At 62.5% G+C, this 17,657-nt stretch carries 12 protein-coding genes; 9 read left to right on the top strand and 3 right to left on the bottom strand.

From position 1 onward, the window contains the following. The first annotated feature begins 16 nt into the window (after nt 1-16). The 5 genes from groL to BN3001_RS06255 all read left to right on the top strand — a co-directional run bounded on the left by groL (nt 17) and on the right by BN3001_RS06255 (nt 11,035). The gene (gene groL / locus BN3001_RS06235) at nt 17-1,657 is read left to right on the top strand and encodes a chaperonin GroEL (protein WP_058270897.1); all 1,641 of its coding nucleotides are present in this window, start codon (nt 17-19) and stop codon (nt 1,655-1,657) included. 384 nt (nt 1,658-2,041) lie between these two features. Beyond that, nucleotides 2,042-2,683 (top strand): deoxyribose-phosphate aldolase, encoded by a 642-nt coding sequence (gene deoC / locus BN3001_RS06240; protein WP_058270898.1) that lies wholly within the window; start codon nt 2,042-2,044, stop codon nt 2,681-2,683. A gap of 120 nt (nt 2,684-2,803) precedes the next feature. Then, nucleotides 2,804-4,108 carry a 4Fe-4S binding protein gene (locus BN3001_RS06245; protein ID WP_058270899.1) on the top strand — a complete coding sequence of 435 codons (1,305 nt, stop codon included), beginning with the start codon at nt 2,804-2,806 and terminating at the stop codon, nt 4,106-4,108. A 212-nt stretch (nt 4,109-4,320) separates the two neighbouring features. Further along, nucleotides 4,321-5,385 (top strand): redox-regulated ATPase YchF, encoded by a 1,065-nt coding sequence (gene ychF / locus BN3001_RS06250; RefSeq protein WP_058270900.1) that lies wholly within the window; start codon nt 4,321-4,323, stop codon nt 5,383-5,385. A gap of 886 nt (nt 5,386-6,271) precedes the next feature. Further along, on the top strand, nt 6,272-11,035 hold the full coding sequence (locus BN3001_RS06255) for a Cna B-type domain-containing protein (RefSeq protein WP_148362958.1): 4,764 nt from the start codon (nt 6,272-6,274) through the stop codon (nt 11,033-11,035). A gap of 227 nt (nt 11,036-11,262) precedes the next feature. Here the strand turns inward: BN3001_RS06255 and BN3001_RS06260 are convergent, their stop codons facing one another. Next, complete coding sequence (locus BN3001_RS06260; RefSeq protein WP_058270902.1) at nt 11,263-12,723, bottom strand: LCP family protein; 1,461 nt, start codon at nt 12,721-12,723, stop codon at nt 11,263-11,265. Between the two features lie 372 nt (nt 12,724-13,095). Here BN3001_RS06260 and guaA point away from each other — a divergent pair, with 372 nt between their 5' ends. Further along, complete coding sequence (gene guaA / locus BN3001_RS06265; protein ID WP_058270903.1) at nt 13,096-14,685, top strand: glutamine-hydrolyzing GMP synthase; 1,590 nt, start codon at nt 13,096-13,098, stop codon at nt 14,683-14,685. Between the two features lie 279 nt (nt 14,686-14,964). Here guaA and BN3001_RS06270 read toward each other — a convergent pair whose 3' ends face one another. After that, on the bottom strand, nt 14,965-15,291 hold the full coding sequence (locus BN3001_RS06270) for a hypothetical protein (RefSeq protein WP_058270904.1): 327 nt from the start codon (nt 15,289-15,291) through the stop codon (nt 14,965-14,967). Beyond that, nucleotides 15,291-15,518 (bottom strand): hypothetical protein, encoded by a 228-nt coding sequence (locus BN3001_RS06275; protein ID WP_058270905.1) that lies wholly within the window; start codon nt 15,516-15,518, stop codon nt 15,291-15,293. The genes BN3001_RS06270 and BN3001_RS06275 overlap by 1 nt, the downstream gene beginning before the upstream one ends. A gap of 689 nt (nt 15,519-16,207) precedes the next feature. On the opposite strand from BN3001_RS06275, the gene BN3001_RS06280 reads away from it, so the two are divergent. The 3 genes from BN3001_RS06280 (at nt 16,208) to BN3001_RS08630 (ending at nt 17,501) form a co-directional block, all read left to right on the top strand. Continuing rightward, complete coding sequence (locus tag BN3001_RS06280; RefSeq protein WP_058270906.1) at nt 16,208-16,420, top strand: type II toxin-antitoxin system Phd/YefM family antitoxin; 213 nt, start codon at nt 16,208-16,210, stop codon at nt 16,418-16,420. Continuing rightward, on the top strand, nt 16,417-16,734 hold the full coding sequence (locus tag BN3001_RS06285) for a type II toxin-antitoxin system death-on-curing family toxin (RefSeq protein WP_148362959.1): 318 nt from the start codon (nt 16,417-16,419) through the stop codon (nt 16,732-16,734). Before BN3001_RS06280 ends, BN3001_RS06285 begins: the two co-directional genes overlap by 4 nt. A 638-nt stretch (nt 16,735-17,372) precedes the next feature. Continuing rightward, a complete protein-coding gene (locus BN3001_RS08630) occupies nt 17,373-17,501 on the top strand; it encodes a hypothetical protein (RefSeq protein WP_268872526.1) in 129 nt (42 codons plus the stop codon). Nucleotides 17,502-17,657 lie beyond the last annotated feature (156 nt).

Consider the following 17,657-nt stretch of genomic DNA (forward strand, 5'->3'; position numbering starts at 1 on the left):
AAGGAGAGAACACATCATGGCAAAGGACATCGTCTTCGGCACTGACGCTCGTGCCAAGCTCGCCAAGGGCGTGAACACCCTGGCCGACGCCGTCACCACCACCCTGGGCCCCAAGGGCCGCTACGTGGCGCTCCAGCGCTCCTACGGCGCCCCCACGATCACCAACGACGGCGTCTCCGTGGCCAAGGAGATCGAGCTCAAGGACCCCATCGAGAACATGGGCGCCCAGCTCGTCAAGGAGGTCGCCACCAAGACCAACGACACCGTGGGTGACGGCACCACCACCGCCACGCTCCTGGCTCAGGTCATCGTCAACGAGGGCCTGCGCAACGTGGCCGCCGGCGCCAACCCCATCGCCATCCGTCGCGGCATCGACAAGGCTGTCGCCATCGCCGTGGAAGAGATGAAGGGCGCCTCCCGCGACGTCTCCACCTCCGAGCAGATCGCGTCGGTGGGCACCATCTCCGCTGTCGACCCCGAGATAGGCAAGAAGATCTCCGAGGCCATGGACGTCGTGGGCAAGGACGGCGTCATCACCGTCGAGGACTCCAACACCTTCGGCATCGACATCGACACCGTCGAGGGCATGCAGTTTGACAAGGGCTACATCTCGCCCTACTTCGCCACCGAGAACGAGACCATGACGGCGGAGCTCCAGAACCCCTACATCCTCATGACCGACCAGAAGATCTCCAACATCCAGGACGTGCTCCCGGTCCTCGAGGGCATCCAGAAGAGCGGCTCGCCGCTGCTCATCATCGCCGAGGACGTTGACGGCGAGGCCCTGGCCACCCTGATCCTCAACAAGCTCCGCGGCACGCTGAACGTCTGCGCCGTCAAGGCCCCCGGCTACGGCGATCGCCGCAAGCGCATGCTCGAGGACATCGCCATCGTCACCGGCGGCCAGCCCGCGATGAAGGAGCTCGGCGTCGAGCTCACCGACGTCACCGCCGAGATGCTCGGTCGCGCCAAGTCGGTTAAGGTCACCAAGGACAGCACCACCATCGTCAACGGTGGCGGCGCTAAGGAGGCCATCGCCGACCGCATCGCCCAGATCAAGGGCGAGATCGAGCACACCGACTCCGACTTCGACAAGGAGAAGCTCCAGGAGCGCATGGCCAAGCTCGCCGGCGGCGTCGCCGTCATCAAGGTGGGCGCGGCCACCGAGGTCGAGCTCAAGGAGATCAAGCACCGCATCGAGGACGCGCTGCAGGCAACGCGCGCCGCGGTGGAGGAGGGCATCGTCGCCGGCGGCGGCGTCGCCTTCCTGCAGGCCGAGGCCTCGCTTGAGGCCGTCGAGTGCGCTGACAACGACGAGCGCATCGGCGTCGAGATCATCCGCAAGGCCCTCGCCGCTCCCGTGAAGACCATCGCCCAGAACGCCGGCTTCGAGGGCTCCGTCGTGGTCGAGAAGATCAAGAGCCTGCCTGCGGGTCAGGGCCTCAACTCCGCCAACGGCGAGTGGGGCGACATGATCGAGATGGGCGTCCTTGACCCCGTCAAGGTCACCCGCACCACGCTCCAGAACGCCGCCTCCGTGGCCTCGCTGATTCTCATCACCGAGGCGACCGTCTCCGATGAGCCCAAGGACACCTCCATCGAGGACGCCATCTCCCGTGCCGCCGCTGCCGGCGGACAGGGCGGCGGCATGTACTAGGCCTCTGCGGCCCGGCCGCACGCCGTGACGTTCCGCGCGTCGGGACGTTTCGCAGGACGCGACGCCCCTGCGTCGCACCGCCTGACCTCAAGGGGCCCCGCCGCAGCCGCGGTGGGGTCCCTTCTTGCTACGAGAGGCTGCATGCCGTGCCGCATGTTGAGCTGAAGACAGGGGGCTACTCGGCATCCCCGTTCAAAGCGTGCGTTGCAAAGGCTACCTTCTGCGTTTGCCTGGGATGCGGTTGTTAAGATCCGCCCAAACGTGCGCTTTGAACGGGACCCCCCCACGTATCCGGCGCCGCCTGCGGCCATCTTGACGGACGCGTGCGGTACGGGATAGCATCGGCCCGTCTTCGCCAGCAAGGCCAACCAGAAAGGCGACCCCATGGATCTTAACGCGCGCATCGACCACACCATCCTCAAGGCAAACGCGACCGAAGCCGATCTTGCTCGCTTGTGCGACGAGGCCAAGCGATACGGCTTTGCGACGGTCTCCATCAACGGCTGCTGGACGGCCTTTGCCGCCAGGCGCCTTGCCGGCTCCGGCGTGGGGGTGACCACCTGCATAGGGTTTCCCCTGGGGGCCGCCACCACGGCGGGCAAGGTTGCCGAGGCGCGCCAGGCGGTGCTGGACGGCACTGCGGAGATCGACATGGTCATCAACGTGGGCAAGCTCATCGACGGAGACGACGAGTACGTGACAAACGACATCGCCGAGGTCGTGAAGGCCGCGGACGGCCACCCCGTCAAGGTCATCCTCGAGTGCTGCCTGCTGGATGACGAGCAGATCGTTCGCGCCTGCAAGGACTGCATGGCCGCCGGTGCCGCGTTTGTCAAGACAAGCACGGGCTTCAGCACGGGGGGCGCCACGATTCATGCCGTCGAGCTCATGAAGGCGACGGTGGGTGATGCCTGCCAGATCAAGGCGGCGGGCGGCATCCATAACCGACAGGAGGCCGATGCCATGGCGGCCGCCGGCGCCGATCGTCTGGGCACGAGCGCGAGCATCGCCATCGTCGAGGGATAGGCGCCACGTGGGGCAGACCGCGCCGCCGCCAGGCCGGCGCCGCGTCCCCGCGCCGTGCTAGAATGGCTGCTCAGGGCAGGCGCCCGGCGAGCACCTCTCGCCCCGGCGGAAAGGGACCTCATGGCTGACGCACGTGACGAGCACGATGTTCTCGATGACCTCATAGACATCCGGGACGGCTTCAGCGGTCTGCAAAACCCTCTTGGCAGCCTGACGGACGCGGTGATCGATCCCTCAAAGGTCAGGCAGTACGACCCCTCCGACTACAAGGAGCGCCCCCGCTCCAACTCGGTCTTCTGCACGCGCTGCAAGGCCAGCTCGCTCGTGAGCCAAGAGGTGGCCGACGCCTGCTGCAGCCTGTGCCTGGACATCTGTCCGGTGGACGCCATCGAGATCCACAAGGCGAGCATTCGCGTCCTGGACACGTGCCGCATGTGCGGCCTGTGCACCATGGTCTGCCCGAGCGAGGTCTTCGTGGCGCAGCGACTCATGACGCGACAGCTCTATGACAAGATCGTGCGCGCCGCCAGCGCCCATGAGCAGTGCTACGTCACCTGCACGCGCGCCCTCGGCAGGCTTCCCAAGGACAACGAGGTGCTGCTGCCCTGCGTGGGCCTCATCCCGCGCGAGCTGTGGTTCTCGCTGATCGCCGACTATGACAACGTCAGCGTGTACCTGCCCCTGGGCATCTGCGACCGCTGCCGCACCACCACAGGCGAGGAGGCCTACGCCACGGAGATCTCCATGGCCGAGGAGTGGTCCCAGGCGTCGGTGGGCCTCGAGGTGGACGAGAAGGAGCTCAACCACGAGCAGACGCGCGCCTATCGACGTGGCCAGTTCCTCAACGAGATGCGTCGCGCGGGGCAGGCCGCCCTGACGTCGATGAACCCGGCGCTGGCAGGTGCCCAGGCAGTCGCCAAGAAGGTCAAGGACCACGCCGACCAGCTCTACCGCATGCAGCAGTCTCTGGAGAACGCCGTGGGCGGCAAGACCTCCGCCAGCCGTCAGCGCATCCTCACCCAAAAGCGTCGCACCGTGCTGGGCATGCTCCAGGGCCACCCCGCCCTGGCGGGGCGCATGCGCCTGCAGGTTCCCTCCTGCGACACCACGCGCTGCACCATGTGCGACGTCTGCACGCGCACGTGTCCCGTCAACGCCTGCGAGCTCGACGCGCAGGGGCATTTTTCGGTGGAGACGGCCTACTGCATCAATTGCGCGGCGTGCGTGCGGGTGTGCCCGGAGGGCGCCCTGACCATGGAGACCTGCGACCCCAGCGAGCTTGTCGTGCGCGACAAGGAGGCAGAGCGTCGCAAGCGCGAGGCACAGCAGCAGATGGAGAGGGCGCACAAGGCCGCCAAGGAGGGAAGGCGCCAGCTCAACCGTGCGCTTGACGCCCTCGAGCGCCTGGACGACGACGCGAAGTAGCGTCGGCGGGCGCGGCTGGCGCGCCGTCCGCCGCGCGGCGCCATGGGAGCGACGCCACGGCGGCATGGGAGCGACGCCACGGCATAGGTCGCGCGCCATGGTCCCCACTGCGCTAAGCTAGGGTCCGTCACACCGTAGGGGTTCGTCATACCGCATGAGCCCGTCACATCGGAAGAGTCCGTCACATCGGAAGAGCTGCTAAGGAGCATACCGTGTCGCTGTCTATCGGAATCGTGGGGCTGCCCAACGTCGGCAAGTCCACCCTGTTCACGGCCCTCACCAAGAAGGGCGGCCTTGCGGCAAACTACCCCTTTGCCACCATCGACCCCAACGTGGGCGTCGTTGACGTGCCCGACGAGCGGCTCGAGCAGCTTGCCAAGATAGTCAGTCCCGCTCGCGTCGTGCCGGCCACGGTCGAGTTCGTGGACATCGCAGGACTGGTGCGTGGCGCCAACGAGGGGGAGGGCCTGGGCAACCAGTTTCTCGCCAACATCCGCAACTGCGACGCCATCTGCGAGGTCGTGAGGTACTTTTCTGATGCCGACGTGGTGCACGTGGACGGGCGCGTGGACCCCGTCGCCGACGTGGACACGATTCAGACCGAGCTCGTCCTGGCCGACCTGGGGTCGCTGGAGCGCTCGATTCCCAAGCTCGAGAAGGAGGCCAAGCGCGACAAGGAGTGCGCGCCTCGCCTCGCCGTGGCCAAGCGCCTGCAGGCATGGCTCGACGAGGGCAACCGTGCCGCCGACCTCCCGATGAGCGACGACGAGCGAGCCTGCGCGCACGACCTCTTCCTGCTCACGATGAAGCCGATTCTCTACGTGGCGAACGTTGACGAGGACGCGGTGACCCAGGTTCCGGCGCCCGTGGGAACCCGGCAACCCATCGCGATCTGCGCCAAGGTGGAGGCGGAGCTCGCCGAGCTCGACGCCGACGAGGCGGCGGAGTACCTGGCGTCCCTGGGGCTGGAGCACAGCGGCCTGCAGGCCTTGGCGCAGGCGGCCTATCGGCTGCTGGGCCTGCAGAGCTACTTCACCGCCGGACCCAAGGAGGTGCGCGCGTGGACCGTGCGCGTCGGCGCCAAGGCACCCGAGGCCGCCGGAGTCATCCATTCCGACTTTGAGCGCGGCTTCATCAAGGCAAAGACCATCAGCTTTGACGATTACGTTGCCCTGGGTGGCGAGACGGGCGCGCGCGAGGCGGGAAGGCTCCGCATGGAGGGCAAGGACTACGTGGTCCAAGACGGTGACGTCATGGAGTTCCTGTTCAACGTGTAGGCACGCTTGCGCGCGTGAGCGGGTGGGTGCCCCTTGGCGCCCCTCGCCGGGCGCCTTCTGGCGGCCTTTTACGATCTTCCATGGTCGAGCCGCAGCGGTTGGCCGGTCCGCGACGCCTTGCTGGGCTGCTGGGCTTGGCCGGTCCGTGACGTCTTGCCGGGCTGCGGGGCTTAGCCAGAACACGACATTTGTGTCAGAATCCCGGCCCAAAGCCCGCGATTTTGACACAAGCGTCGTGTTTTGGCTACGGGCGGCCCGGCACGCGGTTGGATGCTCGGCGCCCCCCGCCTAAAGCGCGCGTCGCGGAGGCTAGCTTTTACGTTTGCCCAGGATTCGATTATTCAGACCCGTCCAGACGTACGCTTTGAACGGGACCCCCGAGCATCGCGCAAAAAAGGACCCGCCGAGGCGGGTCCCGAACGTGCAAATGGGCTGAAGGCGCGATTCTGAGGGCACGAGCGACATGACCTGGGCCAAAACGGTTTACAGACGGATGGCCATTTAGGCATCCTAGCTTGCTTGCAGGCTGAATACATGGTAAAAGGATTTGATATACACGTATCAGCCGGCGCCCGGCCGTGCGCCGTGCTGCTACGTGAAATGTCGTTGAAGGGGGCTTGACACGAGCGTGGGAACCCGCATCAATACGCTCGACGCTCGACGCTCGACGCTCGACGCTCGACGCTCGACGCTCGACGCTCGACGCTCGACGCTCGACGCTCGACGCTCGACGCTCGTATAGCCCTGCCTTCAAACGACGTCGCGTCACGCGACGTCGTCGCGAACCAGTCACGCAAGGCGCGCACTCCGCTTGACGCGGCGGAGCGTGCGTCTTCGTTTGTTGTATTCGCGCGGCTTGTCACCCGCGCGGGGAGGGGAGAGCGCCATGCAAGACACTAGGACCAACACGCCACGGGGAGGTTTGCGGTCTGCGCTGTGCGAGCTCCGCCGCAACGCAGGCCTGGCGCTTGCCGCCGTCCTCCTTGTCGCTGCGGGCGTGGCGCTTCCCGCCATGGCCGCTCCCGCCGCCGAGAACAGTTCTGCGCCCGCCGAGGCATCCGCAGCCCCCGCCTCCACTGGAGATGCTGCCGCCTCCGCCGAGGAGACCTCTGCCTCAACGGTGGCCCCTGCTGATGCCGATGCCGTCTCCGCCTCTGCGGCCACGGCGCCCTCCGCTCCCGCAAAGGCCCCCGCCCCTGCGGAGCCCGACTATAAGTTTGTGGCCAAGTGGGGCAATCCCTTCAATGCGACCACCACGGGCTACGAATACGAGAACCCCGCCACCCTATCGTTTGGCACTGCCTCCCACCCGCTGTACAACAGACCGTATGTTGCCTCCGTAGATATCTCCTTCAATCTCACAGACACGGGAAACGTCACGAGCCTGCCAGCAGGCTCAGTTACGGTGAGCGCCCCCTCCTCGCTGTTTGTCACCTGGGACAGCGACACAAATACCTACGTTGACATCAACAAGAACCCCCTCAGCCCCCTGAGCCAGTTCCAGACGCAGGTGCCCGCTGCGCCTGCCGTTGCCGATACGACCAGCTTCAACTATGCAAAAAGCAACGACGGCTCAAGGGTTATCGCCACAAATGCCAAGGTCATTTCGGGATCCAAGGCAGATAACTTCCTGTTCAACTATCACTTCATCCCAACTGTCCTGAGCGTGGACGCGCAGGGAAACTACGAGAAGACCTTTGACGTCACTCTGAGCGTGGACAAGGATCTGGACGGCAACGCCGACTTCACGCAGACCGTCACGCTCACGGTCAAAGTTCACACCGAGGCAAAGCCTCCTGAGCTCACCATCAAGCGCTTGAGTCAGGCCACCCCCAACCCTGTCGAGGACACCTATCTGACCTGGCAACAAAGCTGGGGCCCCAGACCGGCTGACGCGGACGATTACTTCTACGTTGCCTACGCCGCCCAGATCAGGCGCTTTGGAACGACGACCGAATCCAGCAGTCAGCCCTTCACCTACACCTTCGAAAACGTGGGGTCCGCTGCGGGTGAAGGCGGGCAGCTGGTTGGTGCCTGGACCGCCGACCAAAAGGTCGCGTTTAGCGATCTTGCCCACATGTATCAGGGACTTAACCTGACCACGCTCAGCGGCCTAGCCAAGGACTGGGAGGGGCGCATGTGGTCCGACGGGGCTGCAAAGACGAGCCCCATCGTATATGAGGGCATCCAATCCTCCCTTGCCAACTCCCCTTGGAGCAGTCAAACGTACCTCGAACTTGGCGGTACATATAACAACAAGATTTCCAGCGGCAACGCCGGCGGTTGGAAGGCTTTCGTCCTCTTGATGCGCTATCCCAACACGCTCATCACGGACGCCAAGGCCCATGGCGTGGACATGGAAAAGCAGGGTATCGATGTGCACAATACGGTCAAGGTCACCCAGACCTCCAAGGATAACCCCAACAATCCTGCAGAACCGCACCGCTTTGAGGCCAGCGCGACGACTGCGGCCAACATCCTGCTCCTTGAGAAGGGCGACTACGGATACAGGAAGTATACCTACCTAAAGTCTGGCGGCAAAAACCTGAACGATACGGACGCGCGGGTCAACTATGGTGGCCAAAGCGCTCTTGACGCCGGAAAGAAGGCGGAGGTGCAAGGGGGCTTCTGGGGCACCGATTCCTTCACTCACGTTGCCGACAGCGGCCCCGTGAGGCCCACTTGGGACAAGGATGCCCATACGTACTCCTGTGAGCCAAGGACCATGGTTATCTCGGAGCGGGGAAAGATCCTCTCCACCGGTGACGGTAGGGGCCGCATACCCGGGACCACAGACAAGCTGATCGACCCCATCAACCTTTCTGACGACGACTACCGCTACACCAAGGTAACGATAGGCCTGCAGGAGTATGACGCGGTATATTCCCAGGCGGGTGTGTGGGAGCGCATGTCATCTCCCTCCAAGGACTACGCCAACCAAAAGCCCGTGAGCCTCTATATCAGGCATGCGGGGCAAAATAACTTTGAATTTTTCCAGGACGTCAACGTCAGGGGCACGGCACAGGTTGCGTTGCCAGATGACGTTGTGGACGTGCGCGTCAGCCATGAGAGTTCCTACTATGAAAGCAGTCTCTCCCTGGTAACCACGGAGGTCCTGCTTCCCTCGAAGAGGGTCAGGGACTATGTGCACCAAAACATCAAGGATGGCAAGGAGACCTACTACACGGCTCCGGCTGACTATAAGCTCATGGAGGGAAAGACCGCCGATCAGGCTGGCGACCTGACTGCGCGGAGGCTTTCCGGGGTGACGGCCAGCACAGATGACGAGCATAATGTGTACATAACCTATCGCCTCAATCAGATTTCCAGGAACAGCTCCGTCCTCAAGACCGCGAGCGCTGTCACGGACATCCCTGACAAGGCAAAACAGCGCGTCACCTACACCGTCATGACCTTCAACAACATGGGTAACTTAGGCGACGGCATGAACCTCAGGGCCTGCTATAGCGAGGACGAGGGGTTGATGGGCAAATACGCGATCTCATCTGGCGTCTTTTGGGATCTTTTGCCTGCAGGCACCACGCTGGACACGTCGAGCATCGAGGTTGGGCGCTGGCATTATCCCAACACGCAGCATCTGTACGTTCCCTTTGACGCCTCGTACTACGACGTCGAGACGATTCCCAACTACCAGGGCAGCGGCCTCACCATGCTCAAGGTGACGCTCAAGGGCCTTCCGCCCGAGGAGAGTGCCTATAGCGTGCGCAACGATGACGGCAAGATGAAATACACCGGCTACGACGCGCCAACGTTTAGGCTCTACCTCAGATTTGATTTGGTCAACTCCTATGCGAACATTCGTGACAGGGGAGCCGATGTCCTCAACACGGTCGCCTTTGTGAACACCTCGAAGGGCGAGTGGGACCCTGCGCAGATTGACTTCTCGAAGACGGACAATCCCGAGACGTACCATTACTTCACCTCGCTGGCAGACGCGGTTCGCGACGCGAAGACAGGCGATACCGTCGGCTTTGGCCTGACGCACAGACCCGTGAGTTTCAAGCCAATCAACGTGACCGAGGCGGGCACCGAGCAGCAGGTTCGCAACGTCGAGCTAGACCAGACCTTCGAGGATGCTCAGGAGGGCACGAGCGACGTCTACACGGACTCCAGCTATCAGTATCGCCTGGCCTACTACCAGGAGAGAGCCAGCAAAGGCACGCAGATCGTCTTTTATGACACCCTCGAGAACGGTGCGGACGCACACGGCGGCTCGCCGGCGCAGAGCTCTGCATGGCGGGGCCACTTTAGAAGCGTTGACCTCTCGGCTATCGCTGGGCGCACCTCTTTTGGAAAGACCGGGGCAAACGACCATGCCCGGCCCGTGCTCTACTACGCTACCACCGTCCCTGGCGAGGCAGATACCGACCTCTCCAACACGCAGGTGTGGACAAAATACGAGGGGACAGACGATTTCACGCAGATGGGCGCCTCGCTGCCCGAGACAACCAAGAACGCCATACGTGCGATAGCGATTGACGCCTCTAAGACCAAGGGCGGGGACGACTTTGTCCTTGCCCCCGGATCGGCGCTCGTGGCATATATCAATATGGACTCTCCCACAAAGGACGAAGCCGCAAACGACAAGCTGGACGGCAAGCTTGCCGTCAACCAGCATCGGGTGAGGTGCGTTAACGCAACGGGTGGGGCAAACCCCCTGACAAACGATCTCTATGCGGCAAGCTCGGTCAAGCTCCATACGGTGAACCTCGGGCTTACCAAGTCATCAGATCCCGCTTCGGGTACTCAAGATGCGCCCGCAAAAATTAAGAACGAGCAGGGCGAGCCCATCGCATACACCATTACGGTGACCAATAAAAATGACACGCTCCCTCTTGCCAACGTGAAGGTCAGCGACCCTATACCTGAGGGACTGGACATTGACGAGGGCAACATTACGGCGAGCGGCACCGACAAGGACGGCAACGCGCTTACCCAGGGAATGGACGAGATTGCGGCAAGCCGCACGCGTGACGGTCGCACCCTCGCATGGACCATCCCGTCGCTGGAGCCAGGTCAGTCAATCAGCTTCACAGTGCCCACAAGCCTCGCCCAAAAGGCCGACAAACCCCAGCGCTTTGACAACACGGCGCAGGTGACCTCCGTGAGGGGGCAGGACGTCAAGCTCGTCTCCGAGACCACCCATCACATGACCGAGCCCCTGGTTGACGTGCATGCGACAAAGACCTGGGCGGGCGGCGTCGAGGGCGACCACGGCGAGGTGACGCTTCAGCTCCTGCGCTCCGTTGACGGCGGCGAGCCCGAGCCTGTGGGCGAGTCCGTTACAACGAGCGGCCTTTCTGCGACGTGGGAGGGCGTGTCCACGTACGATGCCCAGGGTCGCAAGTACGCCTACTCCGTGGCGGAGCTCTCCGCCACGGGCGAGAGGCTCGCGGAGGGCGGCCTGCGTGGCGACTACCGCGTGAGCTACGGCACGAACGCGGAGGACGGCACGCTCACGGTCACGAACAGCTACGTCGAGCCGCCCGCTAACCCTCCCGCCAACCCTTCCGAGCCGACCCTGCCGCGGACGGGCGACGTTTCCCTTGCCGCCCCGTATGTTCTGACAGCCTTTGGCCTTGCGCTTGCCCTTGCGGGCGTCCTGCGGAAAAAGGGCGGGAAAGCATAGGCCAGACCTCGTCCTGAGTTGCGTTCGGCCCCGTCACATAGCGTGGCGGGGCCGTTTTTTCAGGAGGTTGCGCCCCATCTTTCAGGAGGTCGCGCGTCATCTTTCAGGAGGTCGCGCGCCATCTTTAGGAGGTCGCGCGTCGCCCTTGGAGGACGGGCAGCCCTTTTGATTCTGCGCGAGAAGTCAGCCTGCTCAGGTGGCCTTGCAAGAGAATCGCGCCACATCGCCTAGTATGAGTCGCCGCCCAGAATCACGATCACCGGCACGTCCGTCCTGTAGCTGCCGTCATTTGCCTGGGGCATGACGCCGCCGCCCAACGTCTGGGCAACGCCCAGCGCCGACGACCGGGCCCCGTTGCCGTTATAGATGACCTTCGTCGTGCTCTCGCGTGCTGCGGCGGTGTCCGCCGTCGCGGTAAAGCCCCTGTTCTTGAGCGTCGTTGCCACCTTGCCCGCGGCGCCGTCGGTCATGCTCGCGTTGAGCACGAGCACGCTGCCCGAGTAGGTGGGCGCGTCGGAGGCGGACGCCCCCTCTCCCGTCTTGGTCGTTCCAGCCTCGCCCGTCGCCGCGGCACCTGAATCCTGGGCGGACACGCCCCTCGCAGGGTCATCTGCGTCGTTCTCGTATGGCGGGAGCCCCTGGTCCACGCGAGACATCATCTTTCTCCACGCGCTCGTCTGGCAGATTTCGTACCAGGTGTCGTTCTTGTACTGCGAGGTGGTGGGCTCCATGCCCGCCATGACGTCCGTGTCCACGTTCATGCCCCTGAACTGCGCCGCAAGCGAGGCTATGGTGTTGACGTCCATGTCGGTCTTGATCATGCCGGCCATCGTGTTGATCGTGTTGACCATGGTGACGGGGTCGCTTGCCAGCACCTTCTTCATGACGGCCATGATCACGGCACGTTGGTTGGCGGCGCGGTACAGGTCGCCGTCGCCGTAGGCGTCATAGGCGTGACGCGCGCGGGAAAGAAGCGCCGCCGTCCGGCCGTCGATGGTCTGCTCGCCCGCCGGCAGGTCGAGTCCCGTGTACTGAGGGTCCTTGACGGGGGTGGGCAGGTTGACGGTCACGCCGCCGACGGCATCGACCGCCTGCGCCATGCCGTCCATGTCAATCTGGGCGTAATGCGAGATGCTCACACCCGAAAACTGCGAGATGACCTGGGTGGCGTAGGCGGGGCCCCCAAACGCGAACGCGGCGTTGATCTTCTGCTCGCCGTATGATCCCAGGTTGACTAGGGTGTCGCGATGGATGGACACCAGCGTCACCTTTTTCTCCTGCGGGTCAACGCGCGCGAGCATGATGGAGTCGGAGCGATACGCGCTGTCGCTGGACCCGTACTCAGGGCCCTCCGAACGGCCCTCGTCCTTGTCGATGCCCAGAAGCAGCACGTAAAACGGCCTACCTGCCTCCGTGGACGTCAGCGCGGAGGAAAGGTCCGGGCTCAGGCCGCCGGTGAGCTGGGTGTTGATGTGGTAAACGTAAGCTGCCATGGCCGCGCCCGCCAGCACGATGAGGGAGGCAAGGGTGATGAGGACGTTGCGGGCGACCTTGTGACGCCTCCGCCTGATGCGCTTGGCCACGTAGTGGTCAACGGATGCCGATGCGTTGCGGGAGAGCGTCGCGGACTTTGCGGCGAGGTCGCCGTTGCCATGAGTCTCTGTGGGGGTCTTCTTGTGGCGCGCCACGATGTGGTCCCTCCATCGTCATGTCTCACCATGTGACCTGGTAAGAGAAACGGCAGGACATACGCATAACTAATAAATAATAGGCTTATTGAACAATCCTCGCACGAAGTTCATAAAGGGCGGTCCGCGGCGCGTGTCCGCCGGGCCAGCGCGGCACTGCGCGCCTCCAGGCAGCGGGCGACAGGGCATGTTCCCGGACCCAGGCGACAGGTCCTGTTCGCCAGGTCACGGTCGGCGCTTCTTGTCCCCCGAACGACGGCCGGGCGGTATCATGGGTACGGAGCAGTGAACATCCGAGGCGCGCAGGGTCTGCGGCGCGGGGGCCAAGCCCTGTGCCGACCGGCTTGCGCCTCTGGCAGAGAGGCAGCGTCCATGCAGAACTCCAGACCCACCCAACTCGTCGCCGTTCTCGACTTTGGCGCCCAGTACGGGCAGCTCATCGCCCGGCGCGTCCGCGACCTGCAGGTATACTCCGAGATAGTTCCCTGCGACATCTCTGCCGAGGAGCTCGGCGCCCTGGCTCCCAGCGCCATCATCCTGTCGGGCGGTCCCGCCTCCGTGTATGCCGAGGACGCCCCAACGATGGACCACAAGATCTTTGACCTGGGTATTCCGGTGTTCGGCTTCTGCTACGGACAGCAGATCATGGCCGTCACCCTGGGCGGCGCGGTGGGTCATACCGACAAGGGCGAGTATGGCCCCGCCGAGCTCCACCGCAGGGGAAGCTCGCGCATCCTGGACGGGACGCCCCAGAACCAGACCGTGTGGATGAGCCATCGCGACGCCGTGAGCCGGGTGCCGGAGGGCTTTGCGGTGACTGCCTCCACGGACGCCTGTCCCGTCGCCGCCATGGAGGACGCGTCGCGTCGGCTCTTTGCCACGCAGTTTCATCCCGAGGTGCGCCACACCGCCTGCGGCATGACCATGCTCGAGCACTTCTTGTTTGACGTCTGCGGTCTTTCGCGCACGTGGAACATGGACAACATCATCGAGGAGAAGGTCGCGCAGATTCGCGAGCAGGTGGGTGCCAAGAAGGTGATCTTGGCCCTCTCGGGCGGCGTGGACTCCTCCGTCGTGGCGGCGCTCGTGCACCGCGCGATAGGCGACCAGCTCACCTGCGTCTTCGTGAACCATGGCCTGCTGCGCAAGGGCGAGCCCGAGATGGTGGAGGAGGTCTTTCGCGGGCAGTTCAACGTGCCGTTGGTGCACGTGCATGCCGAGGAGCGCTACGGACGGCTGCTTGCCGGCGTGAGCGACCCCGAGGAGAAGCGTCGCCGCATTGGCACCGAGTTCTGGAAGGTCTTCTTTGACGAGGCGCAGAAGATCGGCAACGTGGAGATGCTGGCCCAGGGCACCATCTATCCCGACATCATCGAGTCGGGCGCGCGCAAGACGGGCGGGAAGGCCTCCACGATCAAGAGCCACCACAACCTGATCCCGTTTCCGGAGGGCGTGCGCTTTGACCTCGTCGAGCCGCTGGACCACTTCTTTAAGGACGAAGTCCGCGAGCTGGGCATCGCGCTGGGGCTGCCCGCCAAGATGGTCTGGCGCCAGCCCTTCCCCGGTCCGGGCCTTGCCATTCGCATCATCGGCGAGGTGACGGCCGAGAAGCTCGCCATCCTCAAGGACGCCGACGCCATCGTCCGCGAGGAGCTGGACGCCTATAACGCGCGGCTGTTCGAGGAGACGGGCGAGCGCAACTCGGAGCATAGCTGCTGGCAGTACTTTGCCGTGCTGCCCGACATCAGGTCCGTGGGCGTGATGGGCGACGAGCGCACCTACCGTCGTCCGGTGATCGTTCGAGCGGTGGAGTCGAGCGACGCCATGACCGCCGACTGGGCCAAGCTGCCCTTTGAGGTAATCGGGCGCATCTCCACGCGCATCGTCGGCGAGGTGGAGGGCGTCAACCGAGTGGTATACGACGTGACGCCCAAGCCCCCCGCGACGATTGAGTGGGAGTAAGCCGATAGAGCTTACGGTTCGCGACAGTAGATAGCGAATAGCAACATAAGTGCAGGTAGAAAAGGGTATCTTCGTGACTTCGAGGACACCCTTTTCTACGGTTTAAAACGCTTCGAGCGGGATAATTTGTACATGATTTTGGTGCAAAACAGAATAGTCGCGGGCGGTTTTTGGTAAAAATGAGCGCCCTCTGAGCCGTTGAGCAGACTGGAGGTGCTCGGGTCAGACATGGGATGAGTGGGCTCCGGCGTCTGCAGGGATGCCGGAGCCGTGGAGTTGCTACAGAGCCTGGACGCGTGGGGTTTCTTGGTCGTCCACGACGAAGGAGCCGTCGTTCAGCTCTGCGATACGGGCGTTGAGCCTGCCCAAAAGATCGAGCATCTTCTGCTTGTCGACCCTCTCCTGTTCCTCGTTGAACCAGCAGGCCTGGTCGTGCGAGTCGAACTCGTAATAGGAATCGAACAGTTCGCTGATTTCCCTATTCAGCGAAGCTACAATCGGGTCCTCGTGAACCAGCGGCAAGTCATCGGTCGCGATGCCGGTTCCCTCTTCGCAGGTCCAGACGGGGCCATGCAGGAACTCGTTCATAATCTTGATGGTGACCATCACTTCTCCTTTCTGCGGCGGTGAGGATAAGCCGACACGATGAAACCGTTAGTACCGACACCCGTAATGATGCAGTACTCGCCTTCGTAGTAGTAGACACGCTCGTATCCCATGCGGCTTCCGATGGGCTTGAGCTCGTTTTTCACGATGCTGCCTTGACTTATGACTTTCCTCAAATAGGCTTCAACCTCGGTTTTTGGAACGCCGAAAGCCTTGGCAATCTGCACATCGTGGCCTCAGGATTTGATGTGTCCCATGCCGGAGCCAGCATTTCCCTTTTTCAACCAGACGATTTGCCCCGTCTTGTCGCGTGTGACGAAAAGCATGTCCTTACGGGTGAATTTTACTCCGTCGCGCTTGAGCTCTGCTACCAGCGCTTCGTCGATCATCGGCTGCGACGCAAGCTCCTTTAGCTTTGCCCCGTTCTCGGCGGCCTTGGCGGCGTACTCGTTCTGCTCGAGTGTACCTTGGGGCGAGCCTGAGGTGCCGTGGGCGTAGCCTGACTTGAATCACCTCATTTCAAGCTGCCTGCTACGAATCCCGGCGGAAACCTGGGAGTGATCAAAGGTGTGACCTGCGGTTTTGCGAATCAATTGAGTCATTCCAATACAGCGAATCAAGGGCTGATTTGTCCAAATTGCGCACGAATCAGCCCCTCGGTAGCACGGTGCGACACTCATTGAAATCACTCGGACTGGATTAATCACTGAGTGGGAATAGAGTTTTGTCCAAAAATCATCTGTTAAGGGGGACACTTTTACGTTTTTCTAAGAAAGTGTCCCCGTAAAAAGCCGTTCAACTGCCCTCCCAGTGCGAGTCTGCGGACTTTGCTTACAGGTCTCTGCCATCTGCATCTTCAATTGATGCTGCCTCGAATGCTAGCTATAATTCTGGCTAACATTATAGGAGGTCAGAAATGGCGGCATTGACGATGGGGCTCGCAGAGGCCAAGAACAACTTCTCGCGCTTGACGGCAGAGGTGAACAGGACGGGCAAGTCAGTCACCATCTTGAAAAACAACAAGCCCTGGGTCGTAATCCAACCGGCTCGGGAGAATAGCAACGCCACGGACGTGGCAGTCGACTTTATGGACGAGTACGCAGATGTGTTCGAAGAGCTTGCCAAGTGAGCGTCCTAGCCTTCTCCAAAGAAGATGTCCTGGCTATCCACGCGTCTGCAATCGAGCGGTTTGGCGGGCTTGATGGCTTACGCGACGAGGGGCTCCTCGACTCGGCGTTGGCGCAACCGCTCCAAACCTTCGGTGGGGCAAGCCTGTACCCAAGCGCTATCGACAGGGCGTGCAGATACGCCTTCGGCATCATATCCGACCACCCGTTTTTCGATGGCAACAAGAGAACGGGTGCCGCCCTACTTGGCACATACCTCAGGATGTCTGGCATTGGCTTCAGGCCTGACCACGCAGCCTTCCTCAAGGTCATGTAGGTGTTGCGGATGGGTCGGTAGGCTACGACGCGCTCGTCGATTGGGTTGAAAGCGTAGTGGAATAAAGCGCTCCGCGATCTGCGGCACGTCCATGAGGCCGTCGGGCAGGTCGTTCGCTTCGGATGTCGAGGAGGCAGCAGATCCACATATCTCCGCCCCAGCATGTTGGTGTAGCGCAGGTAGCTTAGGTTGAGCCTCTTGCGCAGGTCGATGTCCTGGCAGCCCGTGCTTCCGTCGGGCAGGGTGACTTTACTGCGGCGCTTCATCGGGACGCCCGGCCGTAGCCGCGGGCGCCTGCATGCTCACGCCGCGCGCCCTGATAGGGGCACGCGTTATGAGACATGGTTTTCACCAGTCCTTTCCGCCGAACATCGGCACATCCAATGGCAGAAAAGGGTTGGCGTGAGACACTTCCCGATGTGATCCGGCGTGGGCATCCCGCGCCAGCCGATAGCCGTTGAAGCGCCAACTTCGACGGCTATCTTGCTCTAAGCGCAGGCAGCGCGACCGCCTCCTTTCACGGAGCAAGAGGCAAGAATGCGCGTCTCGTATTCGGTCAGGGCTTTGAGCCGTAGTCGTGGCGCCTCACCGTCCTGCCCTTGGCGGAGCGCGCGGCCGTAGCTCACCAGGAGGTCGTCATGGATGGCTTCGACATCGAGCTTCGGTTTAAAGGCAATGTTGGGTGGTCCAGAAAAACCACCGCAGTCCCAAATGGCAATAAGAGCCAAAATGGCAAAAAACAAGTGTACTATTTTGATAAAAAATAAAAATGAGGCCACAATTGAGATGTGGCGAGTGCATGATTATAGTGTATACGTATCAATCGTTGGAGTTGTATGACGTATTCATTTGTAACGAAGGATGTAAATACTACTCAAAGGTGGCAACAAATCTACCGTGCTTTGTAAAAAATCATATGGGAT

It is taken from the genome of Olsenella massiliensis, from assembly GCF_001457795.1.
GTDB lineage: Bacteria > Actinomycetota > Coriobacteriia > Coriobacteriales > Atopobiaceae > Olsenella_F > Olsenella_F massiliensis.

Coding starts and splice junctions, on each gene's coding strand:
- BN3001_RS06270 (WP_058270904.1), bottom strand. CDS start 15,291: ATGGTCACCATCAAGATTATGAACGAGTTCCTGCATGGCCCCGTCTGG.
- BN3001_RS06280 (WP_058270906.1), top strand. CDS start 16,208: ATGGCGGCATTGACGATGGGGCTCGCAGAGGCCAAGAACAACTTCTCG.
- deoC (WP_058270898.1), top strand. CDS start 2,042: ATGGATCTTAACGCGCGCATCGACCACACCATCCTCAAGGCAAACGCG.
- guaA (WP_058270903.1), top strand. CDS start 13,096: ATGCAGAACTCCAGACCCACCCAACTCGTCGCCGTTCTCGACTTTGGC.
- groL (WP_058270897.1), top strand. CDS start 17: ATGGCAAAGGACATCGTCTTCGGCACTGACGCTCGTGCCAAGCTCGCC.
- BN3001_RS06255 (WP_148362958.1), top strand. CDS start 6,272: ATGCAAGACACTAGGACCAACACGCCACGGGGAGGTTTGCGGTCTGCG.
- BN3001_RS06245 (WP_058270899.1), top strand. CDS start 2,804: ATGGCTGACGCACGTGACGAGCACGATGTTCTCGATGACCTCATAGAC.
- BN3001_RS08630 (WP_268872526.1), top strand. CDS start 17,373: ATGGATGGCTTCGACATCGAGCTTCGGTTTAAAGGCAATGTTGGGTGG.